Source organism: Petralouisia muris (assembly GCF_004793545.1).
Classification (GTDB): Bacteria; Bacillota; Clostridia; order Lachnospirales; family Lachnospiraceae; genus Petralouisia; species Petralouisia muris.
In genome coordinates this window covers 20,971-39,636 of sequence record NZ_SRYA01000045.1, presented here as the reverse complement: position 1 = coordinate 39,636, position 18,666 = coordinate 20,971, and the positions used below count along the sequence as shown (strand labels likewise).

Below are 18,666 nucleotides of genomic sequence, written 5' to 3'. Positions count from 1 at the left end.
GTATTTCAGAATATCATAGCGGCTGTACCCATGTCAAGATTTTGGGCAAACTTTTCAGTATTCCCTGTGGACAGAAATTTTATTCATATAATTTTAAATTGGGTGGGGAAATTTTATCCCCACCCAATAGCCCGCCAAAAAACTGCCTTTATTCGTTGGTTATAAAATCTTCCGCAGTTTTTTCCGCAGATGGTCTAGCCTTGCATAGATAGCCCCTGTTGTCAATCCCACAAGCGGGGCAATCTCCTTTGTGGAATACCCCTGCATTTTCAGCAGGATAATTTGCAGGGTACGCCTGTCCACCGCAAGCAATGCCCGATACAAAGTTTCGTCCTCAATCTCATCCAGTAAATCAGAAACAGTCTTTACCTCGGTATCTCGCTCCCTGTCTGCCATCCCCTCAAGATATTCGCCGAAGTCGCTTGTCCAATGGTAAAACCGCCTATTAGAATTAAAGTCTGCCCTGTCGTCTGTGCGGATTTGTTCAATGGTGTTTTCATCAACTCCATGCTCCCGCAATATTTTTTCCTCGGCTTCTTTCCAGATAAGCCATTTCTATTTTCTCGTCTGTTGTTGTATGCCATTCTTTTTTTCTCCTATGATAATTTTCTGCAAAGACATGAAACTAACATCTCCTAAAAATATTTCATAAATAAAACAGAGCCAATGAACAGTGGTAATCTTACCCTCCATTCATCGGCTCTGCGTCTGGCTCTTTGATAATATATTATTCTTCACAATATAATGGAATTTTACTATTGACATCCTGTTGACATGGAGTTATTATATACTTGATAATCAGTTATTAACAATTCAATAACAACTAATTAATGGGAGGATAATTATGGCTAAAATTTCATTACGTAATTTTGTAGAAAAAGTTGAGGACAAAGAGGGGATTAAAGTTCGAGCATGGGCAGATCCCGAAACACAGGTTGAGGAATATGCATATGACCGTTGTGCTGCGGAAAATACCAGTATTGCAGATTTTATTGATACGAGAATTAGGCCAAGGCTCACACTTGAGAACGGAAAAGAAATTCCATTTGAAATAATTGACGGAAATTATACAAAACCTCACGGAAGAACATCAATGAAAAAATTACGTAGTACATACGATGATTAATTATAAGTAGATTATATTGTTGAACAATATGGATAAAACACAAAGGTGGTACAAATTTGAAAATCCGTATCACCTTTATCTATATAGCTTATTATTCTTTATGGATAGCATTAGGTACAATATTACTGCTATATCTATAAGCAAAAACAGAGCCAACAAACTGTGGTTTTATTTCACAAGTTCATCGGCTCTGCGTCTTTGCGTCTGGCTCTCTGATAACAGACATATTCATTTGTCGGACATTTATAAGAGTTTCCTGTTTGCATTTTGGGCAAAATAAAGGGAATTTCTCAAGCACCGTATCTTCACGCAATTTCAATCTCGTCTTGTTTCCGCATACAGGACACAATAACCACTTTTCCTGCTTCATGCTGACACCTCCTGCTGTTCCTTTTCCATATTCTTAAAGAAGCTCATTGCAGATAATCCTACAATGCAAACTATGATGCCAGTTGGGATTAAGACAAAATATATGGCACTGTAAAATCTGTCAAACAAAAAACCGTACACAATTTGTCCTATGGGCTGGACACACAAAGTAACCGTTGATGTATAAGCCATCACTTTTCCTATTAAATGATTTGGCGTCCTCTGCTGTATGAGGGAAACAGCAAAAATAGAAAATATACTGATAACAGCCTGCACACCGCAAAATGATACAACCGTAACGCCATACTTTATAATAGCGTTCACTGGCAAAAGGAAAACAATGCCGGCAGGGATAATAAAAATACCAAGAGTTGCAAGCAGGACAGATAATTTATGTATTTTCAATTTTTCTGCCAAAACTCCTGCGGCAATGCTCCCCAAGATTGTAGCGACTGCCAACGCACTTTCCGCAGCCCCATAATACTTTGCATTCAATCCGAGGACAGTCCGCACAAGAAAGGGGAGCCCGACTATGGTAATGCCCATCACAAAAAACCTTGAGAATGCCGTTAAGAGCAGCATCTTTGATATGCTGGTCTGTTCTTTTGAAATATACTGCATACTTGATAAAAAATCCTGTTTAACAATCTGAAGCACACCGCCTTGACTTTGAATACGCTGATAGCTCAATTTTATAAAACATTCAAACAGCGCAGTAATAAAAAAACAGACAACGCTCGCATACATCACGGGTTTCAGTCCAAACACGGCATATAATACACCGCCCAACATAGGGGCAATCAGATAGGATAAAGACGCCACTTGATTTACAACGGCATTTCCTTTCATAATATTGTCGCCTTGTAACATGGTAGGAATACACGCCTGGACAGTAGGCGTTTCAAACGCACCCAAAATAGAAAGTATAATAAGCAACGTACTGATTACGGCAATGGCATTGCTTTCCGACAAGAATAATGCCGCACATAAAACTGATACACCAGTCAATGCGTCTAACGCCACCATAATATTTCGTCTGTCTGCCCTGTCCGCCAAGATACCGCCAAGCGGTGACAAAAGAATGGTCGGGATTGTAGCAGCAGACAATATCCCTGCAAATATGGCTGCCGAACCAGTCGCTTCCAGTACATACATGGACAATGCCAATTTCAATATGAAATTTCCAAACAATGAGGTTAGCTGCCCCAAAATAAGGAGCGCAAAATTTTTCGTAAATAATTTTTCCGTCATGGCTGATTCCCTCCTTTTTCCTTATTTTTTCCTGCATTTTCTGGCATAGAAGTATGCCCGCAGGGTGTTTCCGTAATATCAGTGATAAATTTTTCTGTAAAGGTTGTCGCATCATCATCATAAATTGGCAGTCCCATATGGGCTAACACTTCTTTTACAAAATGATATTTATGATACAGTTCTTCCTCTGTTGCAGGGAATACCGAGGGCATGAGCCAGAAGTTGATAAGCGGCAAAAGCTCGGAAAGCTCTTTTGTATATTCCGTCTTGATAGAACCGTCCTTTTTTCCCTCCTCCAACAATTCCAACCACAAGGGGGTTAATACACGCCTGTTTTCTGCAACTGCCGCCGCTAAAATGTGCGGGTCTTTCAAAATCGGGACTGCCTGCATATTTATCTGGTTTCGTTCATCGTCCGACTGATTCAGTGTAAGCAACAACCTGATTTTTTGCAGCCCGTTCAAGTCATCCCTCCCCTTGACTGTTTCAAATGGGTTGTCCTCGAAAAACATTTGATTGCCTAATGCGTACATTACTTCCTCTTTGCTTTGAAAACAACGGTAAAACATTCCTTTTGCTCCGCCTACCATATCCATAATGTCAGAAACCGAAGTTTCTTCGTACCCTTTGGAGATAAACAGTTTCTGCGCTGCATCCAGTATTTCCTTTTTCCATTGTTCTGGTTTCTTTTTTACAGGTCTAGCCAAATGTTATTGCACCTCCTTTGTATTTAGTTATTGACTTTAAGTCAATAACTATTTTAGCATCATTCTTAAATTTTTGCAATAGCCATAATTTTCCATAGCACAAAAATCACTTATGTTCAAAATCCACAAAATTCTCGACATTTAAAAAGCGACAGAGATTTCTCCCTGCCGCTTTTGTCCACTTATGTAAAAATGATTTCCTTGTTTACAATCTCCCTTGCACAAGCTCTTATGTTGCCTAACTGTCCTACCCATTCTAAGGCATTTTCAGCCTTTAGTTGTTCCGTTATGCCTTGTATCTGTTTCATGTCCTCAATGTGCCTTTCAAAGCGTTCCTGCGCCTGCCTGTCGATGTCAGCAAGATAGGCGTTGATTTTGCCGCTTATAAGAAGATTGGTGTATGTAACCTTGCGGTACTGCTTCAGATAATTCAGATGCCGCTGTCCCCATGTGCCTATCGGCTGTTCTTCTTCGGCGGGCAATCGTAAATCTGGAATAAAATATCCATTTTCTTTGTGATATGTACCGCCTAACTGTTCAAATAATGATTTTGCCATTTTCTGTTTCCTCCAGATAAGATATTCACTCCACATATTTGTGTCTGCTGTCTTAAACACAATTTTTGAGTTTTGTCCTTATCTGGTTTCATACTTAATTCAGATTGGAATACTCATTGTTGCCCTTGCTAATTTGTTTTATCAGATTTACAAGGGAAAAAAGAAATAGCCGCCACTACTCGCAATAGTGACGGCTTGCCTCTTATGAGGTAAAAAGTTATTGTTCGGGGGTAGAGCCGCTTCTGTGGCTTTCCCATTTCTATCTATAATATAGCATATCAGATATTTTAGTGCAAGAGAAAAAATGCGGGTGTAATTGTGCAATATATAGAAAACATCGCTTTCAAAAACCATTTTGGAGTCTGCATATTTACCGCCTTTCAGACGAAGCAATGGTTATCTATGCTCTTTTAGAGATTTTTTTGTGGTAATTGTAATGTCTTTGATTACTTGCTTTTCGGCGAGGTAGCTTTAATTATACAGCGAAGGATATTAAAAAGAAATTTTGGAAAGATGTTCGGTAGATTTGTTTTATTGTTTTGCTGTTGATAAGCATATTATGTAAGAAAATAAGTTTATTTGGATTAATAGGGTTGAGGTTGGAAAAATAATTTAATACATAATAAAATAGAGCCGTAAGGCTCTATTTTATTATGTGTGAAACACCACATACTATAAGTGGTGTAACAATATGTTTATGTATAAATTATTTCCTGCTCTACGATTTCCCTTGCATATGCGCTAATATTGTTGACTTTTCCTGTCCATTCTAAAGCGTTTTCTGCCTTAAGCTGTTCCGTTATGCCCTGTGCCTGCTTCATGTCCTCTATGAGCCTGTGGGAGCGTTCTTGTGCCTGTTCATTGATGTCGGCGAGGTAGGCGTTCAGTTTGCCACTTGTGAGAAGATTGGTGTATGTAACTTTGCGGTACTGTTTCAGATAGTCCAGATGCCGCCGCCCCCATATGCCTATTGAACGGTCTTCTTCAGCAGGTACAGTCAAGCGTGGTATTAGATAATCTCCTTGCTGTTCATATTCGCCGCCTAATCTCTCAAAAATTGATTTTGCCATTTTGCAATTCCTCCGTATGATTTGAATTTGCCTACAATCCAATCATACTGGCTGTTTACAAAGTCTTTTGGTTTTTACTTCCTTATGGAACGCCGCCCTTGGTGGGCGGTATTGCTATGCCCGAAAGACTTAACAAGCACTCTCCAAACCTGTTTTAAGTTTGGAGGGATTTTTATTGCCTGCAAATAGCAATTTCCAGTTATATATATCATATCGGAGATGGGTGGACAGCCTGTTAAAAAAATCCTTGTCAGTGCAAGGGGGCTTTTTATCCAAGAAGTAGAAGTCAAATCTCTACATATAAGAACTAATATATCTATAAACCGTAAAGGCACGACAGCCCTTACGGTTTTTCTTTTGTCGTTTTTTGTCGGAATACGCCGCAGGGCTGTTTCTGGCGTGGGATGCCGTTCTCCGCCTTTCAATCTGGATTTTCAAAAAAATTCAGATTGGAGGTAACGGATTATGGCGTACAACAAAGCCAGAGAAGAAAGAAAATGGCGAATATGGAAAGAAGCCGAGGAAAAGCAGCTTAGGAGCTTGGGTGTCAGCGAGGGCGATATTGAAAAGCTCCGTGTCCATGATTGGGCGATATTCAATTCCGACAGACGGTACTATGAGAAATTGCAGGATGCGGGTACATATCTTGAGGAAGTGGCAGAGGACACAGCACAGCCCGAAGTAAAAACGGTTGAGGAATTTTTGGACAGCATTGAAAATGCAGTGCTGTATCAAGAGCTGCATCAGTTGGACAAGCTCACTCTCCAAGCGTTGCTGATGAGGACGCAGGGCTTTTCAGTCACTGAAATTTCAGTGGAATTGAGTTTAAACAAGGAAGTCATTTACAAGCGTTTGAACAGGTTTAAGAAAAAAATTAAAAAACTTTTGGGATAGTGTCCAAAATCGCACTCTCCCATCGGCTACTGGGTGAGAGGGCAAAAATCTCTTGCCCAGTTTTCTTTTATATCGGAAACGGGATGGCTCTTTGACAACCGAATATCCATTCACCAAATACATTCTCTTTGTGGCTGTAATAAGCGTAAGCGTGTGCAGCGGTACGCCATGACCCGCCGAAAGACGGCAAGCGGAAAATATCGACTGAAAATATCGGGCAGCTCCCGATTTCGCCAAGACCCACAAAGAGGACAATGATACTCCCGTCCAGCCACAGTCCGAGCGGTAACCAATCCGCCGCAGGCAATGGGGGCGGCTCTGTCAGACCGACAGTTGGGGTGCAACTCCCGTGGCGTCAGTTCGCTGCTGACCGTTTGGTGATTTCCCTTGCGTAATCACGCATCAGCATTTTCGGGATGTCGGGGACAAATAGAAAATGCCTTTTATCATAAAGCCAGATGCAGGGCGGTCTATTGGAACAGGGCTTGTTTTATGCTCTCCCGACCTTAAATACTCCCTTGCATTTGGCTGTTACATAGGCAGGGTATTCCTGCCTAAATCCAGATGGAGGTTATAAAAAATATGGAAAAAACAATCAGGCGTGGCGACATCTACTACGCAGAGCTTAATCCCGTTGTCGGTTCGGAGCAGGGCGGCACACGACCCGTACTTATCATTTCCAATAATATAGGCAACAGGCACAGCCCGACAGTCATCATTGCCGCTATCACGGGCAGGACACAGACAAAGGCAAAATTGCCGACACACACCGAAGTAAAGAACTTTGAGGGACTTGACAGAGAATCTATTGTTTTGCTTGAACAAATTCGTACAATAGATAAAAAAAGATTAAAACAGTATATGGGCATGATGCCCGCTGAAGCGATGGCAAGAGTTGACAAGGCTCTTGCCATCAGCGTTTCCATTAAAGGAGGACATCGGAATGGATAAAATTGAGATTGATAAAGAGTATGTTGCTGCCATATTAATTGAGCTTCTCTTTGAAAAAGGGCTTGTAAACAAAGAAACATATATAAATGTCTACAAGCACTACAATTTGCACATTTCACAAGCGGCTTGATTTTTAGTACGATTATAAAAAACAAAGCAAGGAGGAATTCATTATGCAAAATATAGCAGCTAGGCATAATCCTTATATTTTTTTAGATAAGAACAGAGAGCGGACGGTTGTATATTATGGGCGAGTTTCAACAGAGCATGAAGCTCAACTTGCAGCTCTTGAAAATCAATTACAGTGGTACGATGACCAGACGGAACGGCACAGTAACTGGAATGTCCTTCAAAAATATATCGACGAGGGAATAACAGGGACACAAGCGAAAAAACGTCCCGCATTTTTAAGGATGCTTGAAGATGCAAGGGCAGGAAAGTTTGACCTAATTGTAACTCGTGAAGTCTGCCGTTTTGCAAGAAACACGGTTGATACTCTGGTAACAACAAGGGAGTTGAAAAATCTTGGAATTGAAGTCTATTTTGTGGAAGATAACATTTGGACAATGGATGGGGACGGAGAACTTAGACTTACGATAATGGCAACATTAGCACAAGAGGAAAGCCGTAAAGTTTCTGAACGTGTTCGGGCGGGGCAGAAAATCAGCCGTGAAAATGGTGTTTTATATGGAAATGGAAATATCATTGGTTATGACCGTGTAGGAAGCACTTATGTAATAAATGAGGAACAGGCAGAAACAGTAAGAATGATTTTTGATTTGTATTTACAAGGCGCAGGGCAGACCAAAATTGCAAAAGAACTCTGTCGTCTTGGGAGAAAGGATGGGCATGGGCAGGTGAGCTGGTCTGCATCAAAAATCGGACGCATCCTGCATAACGCCACATATAAAGGATATAATTGTTATCTGAAATCGTTCAGCAATAATTATCTGGAACAGAAGCGGATAAAGAATCTTGATGAAGAAACATATATGTATGTCAAGGGGGATTTTGAGCCGATTGTTTCAGAGGAAGTTTGGAATAAGTGCAGCGAAATACGCAAGGCACGGACAACAAAAATGATAGTAAACAAAGGTGAGAGAACATATGGAAAGAAATCTACACAAGATGTATGGCTTAGAAAGTTACGTTGCAGTTGTGGTTCAACATTCCGAAAAAACAAGTGGAGAACTAATAAGAGGGGAGATGAAGTTTTCGGGTATCAGTGCTATAATCAAGTCAATAATGGCAGCAAGGCTTTCCGAGAGAAGAATGGTCTTGATACAGAGGGCTATTGTGACATCCGTATGGTCGGTGATTGGAAATTGGAAATTATGGCTAAGAAGATTTTCGAGGGCATCTGGTCAGAGCAAGAACGTAAGAATGCAATCTTAGAGGTTTATAGGCTCTTGAATGAACATTATCAATCAGATACCAAGAACAATCAAGCCGCAGCTTCGGCGTTAGAGGGAAAAATAGCAAGGCTAAAAAATAAGATTGATAATCTTATCAGCATGAGGGCTGATGGGGAAATTACCAAAGAAGAATTTAAGTCGCTGAAAGATACGACCGAAGCGGAACTTAATAAATATATGGAAGAAAAGTCACGGATGAGTGAGCAATCTGATTGCGAGGGTGGCATGGAATTTGACATAGGGAAAATAGGAGCTGTACTTGGGGAAGTGTTAGACTTTTCCAAACCCAAACTTGATGACAGCATAATTGATAAATTTGTTTCACAAATTATTCCCGTAGATAATTGCAGGTATCGTTGGGATTTGAATTTCCTGCCGAATGAAACGCAATCACTTGTTTGCAAAGTTGAGGGCAGAAAAAATCATGCCAATGCAACTATTGAGGAGGGGAACGAAGATGAGGACGAAAGTCCTCGTACATATGTCTTAAGCATGGATTACAGCAACATAAGTGTGACAGCAAAAAACGCCTATCAAAGTTACGTTCTGCACAGGCGGCTATTCAGAAATAATGCCATAGGATTTTTGGTACTAACAGGCAAAAGTATTGAAGAATGGCTTAAAATCAAGGGTTTTAAGGCTTGGTGGGGTTCATCACGGTGTGTGGTGGACCCCTATTTTTGTGTTTTTTGATGCCGCTGATAGGATGGCGATTAGGGAAAATATCGTACTATCAGGCAAAAGTATACTATCACGCAAAAGTCAGGGGTTTCCGTGATAGTATAAAGCGGAAAGGTAAAAAGGGGTAGGATATTGTTGGTTTTTGCGGAAAAGGGTATCAGTTTGACGGAAAATGCTGTCGGAAAACGGGGTATATGATACAAACACGGAAACCGCTCGGAGTTTTCGTGTTTGTATATGAGTTTCCGTGATAGTATGGGGTTTTACCTGTTAGTATACAGAAAAATTGAAAAATGTTAGCAGGAGGGCAAGGACTGTCAATGGCTCTTTTTTGCTTTCCACTCCCGAAAAATAGTCGTTTCGTGACATTGGGTGAAAAACAGAAAATATTTATGGTATAATTCAGTGGATGCTTTTGCTTTAGCGGGAACGGTTTTCTGTCGAAGTAATAGGAAACGGAAAGGGGCATCGTCTATGAAAATGAGGACAGAATATACCTGCCCTTTGGAACTGGTGCATGACATGATCAAAGGGAAATGGAAACCGATCATCTTATGGCGGCTGCGTTTAGGGGCAACATCCCTGGCGAAGCTGGAGCGGGATATAGACGGCATTACACAGAAAATGTTGTTGGAGCAGTTAAAGGAACTGATGGATTACGGATTTGTGGAAAAAAAGTCCTATGAGGGGTACCCGCTCCATGTGGAATATTCCTTAACGGATGGTATGGGAAGGGAGATACTGGAGGCATTAAGGATCATGCAGCATATAGGGATTGATTATCTGAAAGCAAACGGCATGGGGCATATTCTGGAGGAAAAGGGAGTAGTTCCGGATTAGTACCCACGAAAAAGTGGGTAATTTACTGTCCGGAAACCGCCGCTTAAAATATCATCATAAATCGAATTGGAGGATATCAAAGATGAATGTTACAAGCAGCGGCATTATAAACGGAGTAATCCAGCCCCAATATGGCGGGCATGGGACGCAGTTCAATGAAAACGGCATCCCTACTTATTCTTTACCCTTTAAGGTGGAAGGTGCGCCGCAGGAAACGGTGTCGATTGCCATTGTTTTGGAGGACAAGGACGCATACCCGGTGACAGGGGGATTCGCATGGATACACTGGCTGGCGGCAAATATTACCCGTTTTGAGATCAAAGAGAATGAGAGCCAGACGGCGGATGACTTTGTGCAGGGAAGGAATAGCTGGACGAGCATACAGGGCGGAGAGCAGTCCACGGAGCTTTCCTGTTATTACGGCGGGATGACGCCGCCCGATAAGCCGCACGTATATGAACTTCATGTGTATGCCTTGGATAAGATGCTGGAGTTGGAAAAGGGATTTCTGCTGAATGAACTTCACCGGGAAATGGACGGGCATATCTTAGACCAGTTTACGCTGAAAGGGATATATGAAAATTAAATAGCTGGCACATTAAGGGCGAGAGCGTAAAAATGAAAAGGGAGCAGTACTGGCTCCCTTTTCATTTTGTACTTCTTATTTTTGGAGAATAGTAGTTCCATGCCATCTATTGCTGTTTTAAGGGAAGAAATATTTTGAAAGTGCATCCTCCTCCAGGCGTATCAAACAGTTTAATTTTTCCTTCCAGTTTATGGACTAAATCATTTGCGATGCTAAGTCCGAGTCCAAAATGCTCCCTTTGGGTACGGGATTTGTCACTTTGATAGAAACGATCAAAGATAAATGGTTTCTCTTTTTCGCTGATTCCGATTCCATGATCTATGATGGTAAATATCAATTCATTTTTTCTTACAGATGCGTTTAATGAAATTTCAGATTCGGGCGGTGAGTATGAAACCGCATTATCAAGAAAAATACTGATAATTTGGTCTAACCGGTCTGCATCGGAATAAAGCGGCGGACAGCATTCATCTGGTATATTAAGCTGTAATTGTATATCCTTTTTTCTACAGATACGTTCAAATTTTGTATATAGGTTTATCAATAACGTGTCAACATTGACCTCATCCATGTGGAAAGACCAGTTTCCGGCATCAATGGATGAGAGCAGGAGCAGATCACGGATAAGCCGGGACATTCGTGATACCTCTGCATCAATCACCCGTACATGATCCGTAACAGTATCTGGAATATTCGGTACAGATTCAATCATTTCAGCGGAGGAAAGGATCGCTGCCAATGGGGCTTTGCATTCATGGGAAACGGCAGCGATAAAGTCTTTCTGGCTCTGCATGGCTTTTTCGGTGGGTTTTACAGCCTTTCTGATCAGTATTTTGGAAAGGCAGATAATAGAAACGAGGACGCCGCACCATATACAGAAATAATATCCGGATTTCGGTTTTAACAATGTGGCAAAGCTGGATTTTTCTTTTATTGCGGTAACTGTATATATGCTGCCATAATCTGTGACAACCAGACAGTTTACACAATAATACTTTTTTCCGTTTAACGCTTCGATGGTATAAGCTCCGCTCTGCCTGCTGTAATAATAATCTTTCAAGCTGGATGGACTAAAGGTAAAATCGCCCTCCGTACCAAGCAATGTAGTTAAAAAGGTATCAATAATATCAGTGTTGTCTCCTAAATATTCACTTTGGTAAAGAGAACGCCCGGTATCAGAAGAAAGCTGAAAATACATATCACGCCTTTCTTCATAAAGGTTTAAACATGTTTGATAATCAGATTCATGCTCTAATTGTAGGACAAGGGTGGTTGTCATCCTGTTAAAGTAAGCCAGTTCCGAATTCCTCTTTGCCTTTATATTTTCATGGACCATCAGGCAGAATACGATAGAAAAGATGAACATGAGGGAGCCAACCATCAAAAAATAAAGATTTCTTTTAAGGCTTTGTACCATGCTTTACCTCCAATATAAATCCGGAGCCGTAGATAGAGGCCAGGACACATTCACTTCCGACAGTGCGGAGGCGTTTTCGTAAAAAATAGATGTAGTTATCCAGATTCTTTGATTCCACGTCTGCATCCGTTTCCCAAACCTTTTGTATAAGTTGCTCCCTCGTAAGCACGATCTCCGGCTTTTCAAGAAAGATACCCATTAAATGGAATTCTGTCGGTGTCAGTACCAAATGATTGTTTCTGCATTCAAGCTGTCTTTTTGAAATGTCAAGGGAAAGATCATGGTAAGTAAGACAGTTTTGCCTGGCCATAATAGCCGGCCTGCGGGTCAATGCCCTGATTCGTGCAGATAATTCGCTGATGTGAAAGGGTTTTGTAAGGTAATCATCAGCACCATTGTCTAACCCTTCAATTTTATCCTGTAATTCGGACATCCCGGTAATGATAATAACGGGAATCTGTATTTTCTTATTCCGCATTGCTTTTATGATGGCAAGGCCGTCTATAACGGGGAGCATACGGTCAATAACAGCCAGGTCATAACTGTTTCCCTGGTCTAAGGCAAGTAGAAAACCTTCCTCTCCGTCATTGCAGGCATCCACGATATATCCCTCTTTTGTAAGCTGCTGTTTTATATTGCCACACAGGTATTTGTCATCTTCTAATAATAGAATTTTCATAGCGGCCTCCAATCCGTCAGATTCCTATACTAAGTATAGCAAAACAATTCCTAAAAATCTTCTAAAAAATACTTAATATTGGGTGATGAAATAGGAGATTTTTAGGATGGCCGGATGTTATTCTTTGAATATGTTCAATGAAACATAGAACAGGCAAAAAGCCAAATAAAAAGAAAAGAGGTATGGAAGATGAGAAAAAAGATGTTGAAAGCTGCAGGAGTTCTTTGTTTGTCCGTGGTTTTGTGTATGGGCATGGCGGGATGTGCAGGAAAAGAAAATGAGCAGCCGGAGCCGTCAGATGTGCATATGACAAATGAGAGCGGCTATAACGAGGAAATTGCGGCGGATGGAAAAAACAGCAGCAATGAGGCAGAGGGCGGTCAGGAAGATATGAATAACACTGATGCGAAAAACAGCGGCGAGATTGCAGATAATCACGAAGAAGGTGTATTTTATGACGGGGCAAATCTAAGCGGGCGAGTTGTTGATTTTTCAGATGCGGGATGCACCATAACACCTCGGACACTGATCATAAATGAGGATGGCTCAATGGAGGGAGGTATTGCAGCTCCGGGATATGAATCGGAAGAAACGAACATTCATATAACTTATGCGGATGATGTTATTTTTCAGGTTATATATTTCAGCATGGGATCGCAGACAGAAATTTCGAGAGAGGACACTGACAAAAACAGTATCAAGAAAGAAACGGATGTGAATATATTCGGCACCAGTCAGGATGATAAACAATGGATTGCTGACAAGGTTGTTATCATAAGGTGGCAGTAGGAGGTCAGGATGGGTTGTTTGGAAAGAGCGCTCTGCTATATCCGGAGAAAAAAGATGAAGTCTGTATTATTGCTGTTGCTGTTTCTGGTCATTAACAGCATGGTTTTAGGCACATTGGGAATACGGAAAGTATCTTTAGGGCTGGCAGAAGAACTTCGGAAGAATGCAGAGAGCAAAATAATATTGGAGAGCATGGAGGCGGATCACCCTTTTGAAGAAACAGATATGCAGGCAATTGAAGAGGAACCCAATGTAAACTGGCTCAACCGGATATCGGAGATGCAGGTTGGTTCTACAACCTGTATCCCGGTTGCAGGCAGTGAAGGTTCTGAAAATACATTTACCGTTCACGGGTACGATGAACTGGAGAAAGACAGCCCATTTGCGGATAAAGTTTATCGGATTACAGAGGGGAATTATCCACAGGGAAGTGAAGATATTGTAGTGAATCAGTTTCTGGCAGAAGATAATGGAATTCAGTTAGGCGATAAAATTGTGTTTGAAACGGTGGATGGAAGGGAGCAGGAAGCGGTCGTTGCCGGATTGTTCCTGTCGGGGATGGAACGGAGCCAGACCGAAAATGTGCGGACAGTGAACCGCATTGAAAACCAGATTTATGGAACGGCAGATTTTGTGAACAGGCTGTCCGGCAGGACTTGCTTTTTAAATGTGGCAGTGTATGTAAATGATCCTGAGCAGCTCACGGATACAAAGGAAGTGCTGGAAAGAATGTATCAGGACAGGGCTGCGATTGGGATAACAGATAATACATTCCAAAAATTAAAAATGATGATCGGACAGACAGGCAGAATTACGTTTTTGATTTTCGCCCTGACGGTAACTTCCGGCAGTCTGATAACAGGACTTTTGCTTGCCATGTGGATGCGCAGCCGGAAAACGGAGATTGCTGTTCTGATCAGTCTGGGTATAGCAAAAGGAAATATATTATCTCAAATGATTTTGGAAGAGATGATATTGTATTTTGTCGCATTCGTGGGAGCGGGAATTGCAACAAAGCTCTTATTACCACGGATTAGCAATAGTCTTGCCATCATGCAGGGGAACAGCATAGCATTGGAATTATCATTTAGCTGGCAGTCAGGAGTTTTATGTATCGGACTGGCTGGTGTTGTAATATTGACTGGGATAGCTATTTTTCCATATATGAAAAAGCCTGTGAAAGAAACCTTGTCGGAAATGGAGGGATAACATGAACATCTTAGAGTTAAGTATACGCTGTCTGGTTCGGAAACGGGCAAAGACAATTCTTCTTTTAAGCATTGTTTTTGTAACAGCCTGCTTTATCTATGCCGGGTGGGCGTGCAAATCCGCAAATGTACAGACGCAGACGGAAGGTAAACAGGCGCTTGGGGCATCTTTCAGGATGGAAGAAAATGAAGCGGACAGGCATGACAGGACGGCAGAGGCAATAGAAAAATTAGGCGGGCAGAACGGGAGCGTGGATGGATCGCATATAGAGCAGCTTGAATCAGGGGATTGGATGATATGGCATGATAACTCTTTTGAAACCCTGCAGATGGAGGATATTGAAACACTTGCAGGGCAGGAAGGGATTGCGGAATATAATGTCACCACGGCGAACATAGTGGTCAATCCTGTAAATTTTGTACGGATTGAAGACCCGGATGTAGACCAGCATTCAGACCTGCTGGGTGTGTCATTGCGGGGAAATATGGAAATGCGGCTGGATTTCGATGTGCAGAATGGGAATATAGAAGTAAATGAGGGACGTATGATCACAGCAGAGGATAAAGATGTATGCGTCATATCAAGGGAGCTGGCAGAATTAAATGGATTGACGGTTGGGGATAAACTGGAATTTAATGACCGGAAAGAGCGTGAAACATCTAAGGTTTACAGTGCGGAGATCGTCGGGATTTATGATACAGTCCATAAAATCACACCCATCATGTACGGGGACAGCTACCGGAGTGAGAACATCATCATGACAGACCTGCGTTTCCCGGAAAAGCCGCAGGGATGCGAGGGAGATCCGCTATATCAATATGCGACATTCTGGGTAGAGAATGTAGATGAGTATGAAACGGTAAAGGAGAGGATCAGGAAAGCTGACATTGACTGGAAACGCTATGATTTCCTTGACAATACCGGGATGAGCGATACGATGGCAGCGAATTTCGGAGATCTGGATGAAATGAGTACCATAATACTGATCTTAGTTGCCGTTTCGGGCGCAGTCATTATTTTTCTTGTATTCCTGTTCTGGCTGAAAGGCAGGGTGCATGAAATAGGTATATTTTTGGCAATCGGGAAAGGCAAGGCTGCCATTATAGCACAGATGATACTGGAAGGAATCCTGATAGGATGTGTTTCTTTTACGCTGGCAACTGTATGTGCACCTTCATTATCTAAAAGTGTTGCAGATTATCTGGTGGGTTATCAAGTTCAGCAACAGGAGGAACAGAGGGAAGCGGAAGAAGGCATGACAGGAGGTGCAGGAGTGGCAGAATATGAAACAAAGGTAATGGGTGTTAAAACTGAAGTGACAGGAAAAATAGTCCTGCTGTCTGCCTGTTCTATATTGGGCGTGATCTTGGCTGCGGTTTCATCGTCCTGTATATTTGTGGTAGTACAGAAACCAAAAGAAATTTTGAGCAAGATGAATTAAAGGAGGCTGTATGTTAGAGTTAAAGGATGTTTCATATTATTATAAATCGCAGAAAGACAAGACGATTCTGGATCATGTAAATTATCAATTTAAAAAAGGCATTATGTACGCTATTTTAGGTTCCAGCGGTTCAGGAAAAACAACACTTTTATCTTTGCTGGCGGGGCTGGATGTGCCAGTTGAGGGAACTGTCTGTATTGCAGGAGAGGATATTCTGCAAAGGGGATTAAATGCACACCGAAGGGATCATGTTTCTCTGGTCTTTCAAAATTATAATCTGATCGACTATTTAACGCCGGTTGAAAATGTAAAGTTAGGTGGGAAAGCCGATGCGGAAGAATTGCTGGCGCAGATGGGCATTGATGAGGCGCAGCGGAAAAGAAATGTGATGCAGTTGTCCGGAGGCCAACAGCAGAGGGTAGCCATTGCAAGGGCATTGGCAAGCAAGGCGCCCATCCTGTTAGCGGATGAACCGACAGGAAATTTGGACGAGGATACTGCGAATGAGATTATATCTATTTTTCAGAAACTGGCTCATGAACAGGAAAAATGTGTGGTTGTTGTTACTCACAGCAGGGAACTGGCAGAGCAGGCGGATATCGTCCTGCGGTTAAAGAAAGGGAAAATCGCAGACGACACAGACAGCGGAGAAAATTAGATACGATTGTGAGGAACATGGATGGTAGCAGGTGGCAGAAATGTCAGGATGAACAGGCAGCAGATGGAGAGCAGAAGAAAAAAACAACAGATAAGGTGGAAATCATTATTAGTCAGAGTGGCGGTTTTGGTTGTGATTGTGTTCTGTATCAGAAATATCTATGCCCGTCTGGAAGAAATGCAGATGGAATTGGAGCGGCTGGAGATACAGCAATATGGGAGGGTACAGACCAGCGCAGATGCGCAGCCACCAGATAAACTGAATGATGTAGATTATATTGGCAGCATTGATACATGGGAAGTTGGCAAGCCTATAGAACGCACGGAAGCGGAAGTCCTGCAGCGGCTGGGTGAGCTGGGGCAGGCAAGCTCCCTGATAGAAGGGATTTATCAAAATCATTCCCAGTATCCGGGGGAGCTGCTTGCAGCGTTGGCAAATAATCCGGAAATGGCGGATTTTGTTTCCGGATATCCTGACCGGAACGGAGTGACAGGGGGAATTACTGCATCCGAAAGAGAGCAGGAATTTCCACTGTTCCTCCAATGGGACAGGCGCTGGGGGTATGAGTCCTATGGGGGTAGCTGCATTGGGCTGGCAGGCTGCGGTCCAACGTGTCTGTCTATGGTATTGTTCTATCTGACCAGGGATGAAACACATACCCCGGACAGTATCGCCGCCTACAGTGCGGAAAATGGATATTATGTAGAGGGAACTGGTACATCATGGGCTTTGATGGAGGATGTACCAAAGCTGTATGGCATTAAAGTCTTATCCGTAAGCTCCACTGCAAATAATATGAGGGCAGTACTTGATAATGGTGGAATTATCATATGTGCTATGGGGAAAGGGGATTTCACAATATCCGGTCACTATGTTGTCATATATGGGTATGATAACGAGGGATTTATGGTAAACGATCCTAATTGCGTAGCAAGGAGCAGTAGGAGATGGGCATTCAGTGAAATTGAAAATCAGATTAAAAGTATTTGGGTATATGACAAAGAGAAATAGTAAGAAAGGAACCCTACAAAAGACAAACCGCCGCACGATGGCCATCATCCGCCATATGCGGCGGTCTGCCTTTTCCGCAGGCAAGTCTGACAGCAGAAACCGCTTGGAAAGCGGGGGAATCAGAGTTAATATGCTTACACGGTAGTTTGCATTTGCGCCGCCTTGCGGGGGATATTGAGAGCGGCAGAGGGGATATTAAGGATAAAAAGCGTCAATCCAGTTACGCTGTCAAATCGTCTATTCACGCTGTCGGAGTTAAAAATATTCTTATTTTTCCGATACACGAAGTGAGGAAAGAAGGAGGTGGAGGCAATCAAAATAGCGGTCTGTGATGATGAAAAAAATATAAGGAGCTACATCTGTTCGCTGGTTCGGAAACAGGGAGTGGAGTGTGAGGTCACGGAATATGCCACGGCGGAGGATTATTTTTTAGCGGGGGCTGATCATGACCTGCTGTTTCTTGACATTGAGCTGAAAGGCCCGGATTCATCAATGGATGGTATGGAAATGGCAAAACGGATCAGGGGCATGGAAGATATCAAACAGCCCATCATCATATTTGTCACGGGCTATGAAAAATATGTGTATGATGCCTTTGACGTGGGGGCGTTCCAGTACCTGCTGAAACCCATTGACGAAGGGCGGTTTGCCGAGATTTTTAGGAGGGCGGCGCAGCAGGCCGGGCAGGGGAAAAGGGTGCTGATGGTCCAGTATGGGAATACGGGAAAAACAATACCGTTAAGCGACATCTATTACATGGAAAGCCAGAACCATAAAATAGCCGTCCATATGAAGAACGGGATTTTGGAATACTATGCAAAAATGAGTGATCTGGAAGAAGAACTGCAGGGGCAGTTCTGCCGTGTCCACAAAGGCTACCTGGTCAACCTGTCCTATGTGGATGAATACAACAAAACAGAGGTAACGCTGACAAATGGGGAGAAGCTCCTGATCTCAAAATATAAGTATGAAGATTTTGTAAAAGCGTACCTGCGGTTTATGAAATAGGAGGGCT

General features: G+C 42.3%; 20 protein-coding genes and 1 pseudogene. 13 read left to right on the top strand and 8 right to left on the bottom strand.

Annotated features, from left to right (window positions below):
- Positions 1-159: 159 nt before the first annotated feature.
- A pseudogene (locus E5329_RS19030) lies at positions 160-584 on the bottom strand (RNA polymerase sigma factor).
- Between the two features lie 260 nt (positions 585-844).
- On the opposite strand from E5329_RS19030, the gene E5329_RS19025 reads away from it, so the two are divergent.
- Complete coding sequence (locus E5329_RS19025; protein WP_016280224.1) at positions 845-1,126, top strand: hypothetical protein; 282 nt, start codon at positions 845-847, stop codon at positions 1,124-1,126.
- Between the two features lie 181 nt (positions 1,127-1,307).
- Here the strand turns inward: E5329_RS19025 and E5329_RS19020 are convergent, their stop codons facing one another.
- The 5 genes from E5329_RS19020 to E5329_RS19000 form a co-directional block, all read right to left on the bottom strand.
- A complete protein-coding gene (locus E5329_RS19020) occupies positions 1,308-1,496 on the bottom strand; it encodes a cysteine-rich KTR domain-containing protein (protein ID WP_016280223.1) in 189 nt (62 codons plus the stop codon).
- Complete coding sequence (locus tag E5329_RS19015) at positions 1,493-2,746, bottom strand: MFS transporter (protein ID WP_135990958.1); 1,254 nt, start codon at positions 2,744-2,746, stop codon at positions 1,493-1,495. The genes E5329_RS19020 and E5329_RS19015 overlap by 4 nt, the downstream gene beginning before the upstream one ends.
- A complete protein-coding gene (locus E5329_RS19010) occupies positions 2,743-3,453 on the bottom strand; it encodes a TetR/AcrR family transcriptional regulator (RefSeq protein ID WP_135990957.1) in 711 nt (236 codons plus the stop codon). Before E5329_RS19010 ends, E5329_RS19015 begins: the two co-directional genes overlap by 4 nt.
- 182 nt (positions 3,454-3,635) lie before the next feature.
- Positions 3,636-4,010, bottom strand: coding sequence for a TnpV protein (locus E5329_RS19005; protein ID WP_135990956.1), 375 nt, complete (start codon positions 4,008-4,010; stop codon positions 3,636-3,638).
- A gap of 695 nt (positions 4,011-4,705) precedes the next feature.
- On the bottom strand, positions 4,706-5,080 hold the full coding sequence (locus E5329_RS19000) for a TnpV protein (protein ID WP_135990955.1): 375 nt from the start codon (positions 5,078-5,080) through the stop codon (positions 4,706-4,708).
- A 465-nt stretch (positions 5,081-5,545) separates the two neighbouring features.
- Between E5329_RS19000 and E5329_RS18990 the strand changes: the two genes are divergently transcribed.
- The 6 genes from E5329_RS18990 (at position 5,546) to E5329_RS18965 (ending at position 10,447) form a co-directional block, all read left to right on the top strand.
- Positions 5,546-5,974: an RNA polymerase sigma factor gene (locus tag E5329_RS18990; RefSeq protein ID WP_135990954.1), complete on the top strand. Its 429-nt coding sequence runs from the start codon at positions 5,546-5,548 to the stop codon at positions 5,972-5,974.
- 582 nt (positions 5,975-6,556) lie between these two features.
- Positions 6,557-6,925, top strand: a complete 369-nt coding sequence (locus E5329_RS18980; protein WP_135976790.1) for a type II toxin-antitoxin system PemK/MazF family toxin — start codon at positions 6,557-6,559, stop codon at positions 6,923-6,925.
- The gene (locus tag E5329_RS29940; RefSeq protein WP_168354841.1) at positions 6,918-7,055 is read left to right on the top strand and encodes a hypothetical protein; all 138 of its coding nucleotides are present in this window, start codon (positions 6,918-6,920) and stop codon (positions 7,053-7,055) included. Before E5329_RS18980 ends, E5329_RS29940 begins: the two co-directional genes overlap by 8 nt.
- A 43-nt stretch (positions 7,056-7,098) precedes the next feature.
- Positions 7,099-9,033: a recombinase family protein gene (locus E5329_RS18975; RefSeq protein WP_135990953.1), complete on the top strand. Its 1,935-nt coding sequence runs from the start codon at positions 7,099-7,101 to the stop codon at positions 9,031-9,033.
- Between the two features lie 462 nt (positions 9,034-9,495).
- Positions 9,496-9,861, top strand: coding sequence for a winged helix-turn-helix transcriptional regulator (locus E5329_RS18970; RefSeq protein WP_016230233.1), 366 nt, complete (start codon positions 9,496-9,498; stop codon positions 9,859-9,861).
- Positions 9,862-9,943: 82 nt separating this feature from the next.
- Positions 9,944-10,447 carry a YbhB/YbcL family Raf kinase inhibitor-like protein gene (locus E5329_RS18965; RefSeq protein WP_016230232.1) on the top strand — a complete coding sequence of 168 codons (504 nt, stop codon included), beginning with the start codon at positions 9,944-9,946 and terminating at the stop codon, positions 10,445-10,447.
- 106 nt (positions 10,448-10,553) lie between these two features.
- Here E5329_RS18965 and E5329_RS18960 read toward each other — a convergent pair whose 3' ends face one another.
- The gene (locus E5329_RS18960) at positions 10,554-11,864 is read right to left on the bottom strand and encodes a sensor histidine kinase (RefSeq protein ID WP_016230231.1); all 1,311 of its coding nucleotides are present in this window, start codon (positions 11,862-11,864) and stop codon (positions 10,554-10,556) included.
- Positions 11,848-12,543 carry a response regulator transcription factor gene (locus E5329_RS18955; RefSeq protein ID WP_016230230.1) on the bottom strand — a complete coding sequence of 232 codons (696 nt, stop codon included), beginning with the start codon at positions 12,541-12,543 and terminating at the stop codon, positions 11,848-11,850. The genes E5329_RS18960 and E5329_RS18955 overlap by 17 nt, the downstream gene beginning before the upstream one ends.
- 189 nt (positions 12,544-12,732) lie before the next feature.
- On the opposite strand from E5329_RS18955, the gene E5329_RS18950 reads away from it, so the two are divergent.
- From E5329_RS18950 to E5329_RS18920, 6 genes are all read left to right on the top strand, one after another.
- Positions 12,733-13,332 (top strand): hypothetical protein, encoded by a 600-nt coding sequence (locus E5329_RS18950; RefSeq protein WP_016230229.1) that lies wholly within the window; start codon positions 12,733-12,735, stop codon positions 13,330-13,332.
- A 9-nt stretch (positions 13,333-13,341) separates the two neighbouring features.
- Positions 13,342-14,541: an ABC transporter permease gene (locus E5329_RS18945; RefSeq protein WP_016230228.1), complete on the top strand. Its 1,200-nt coding sequence runs from the start codon at positions 13,342-13,344 to the stop codon at positions 14,539-14,541.
- Between the two features lies 1 nt (position 14,542).
- Positions 14,543-15,982, top strand: coding sequence for an ABC transporter permease (locus E5329_RS18940; RefSeq protein ID WP_135990952.1), 1,440 nt, complete (start codon positions 14,543-14,545; stop codon positions 15,980-15,982).
- A gap of 10 nt (positions 15,983-15,992) precedes the next feature.
- Complete coding sequence (locus E5329_RS18935; RefSeq protein WP_135990951.1) at positions 15,993-16,640, top strand: ABC transporter ATP-binding protein; 648 nt, start codon at positions 15,993-15,995, stop codon at positions 16,638-16,640.
- A gap of 21 nt (positions 16,641-16,661) precedes the next feature.
- On the top strand, positions 16,662-17,651 hold the full coding sequence (locus E5329_RS18930; protein ID WP_135990950.1) for a C39 family peptidase: 990 nt from the start codon (positions 16,662-16,664) through the stop codon (positions 17,649-17,651).
- Positions 17,652-17,954: 303 nt separating this feature from the next.
- A complete protein-coding gene (locus E5329_RS18920; protein ID WP_016230224.1) occupies positions 17,955-18,659 on the top strand; it encodes a LytR/AlgR family response regulator transcription factor in 705 nt (234 codons plus the stop codon).
- Positions 18,660-18,666 lie beyond the last annotated feature (7 nt).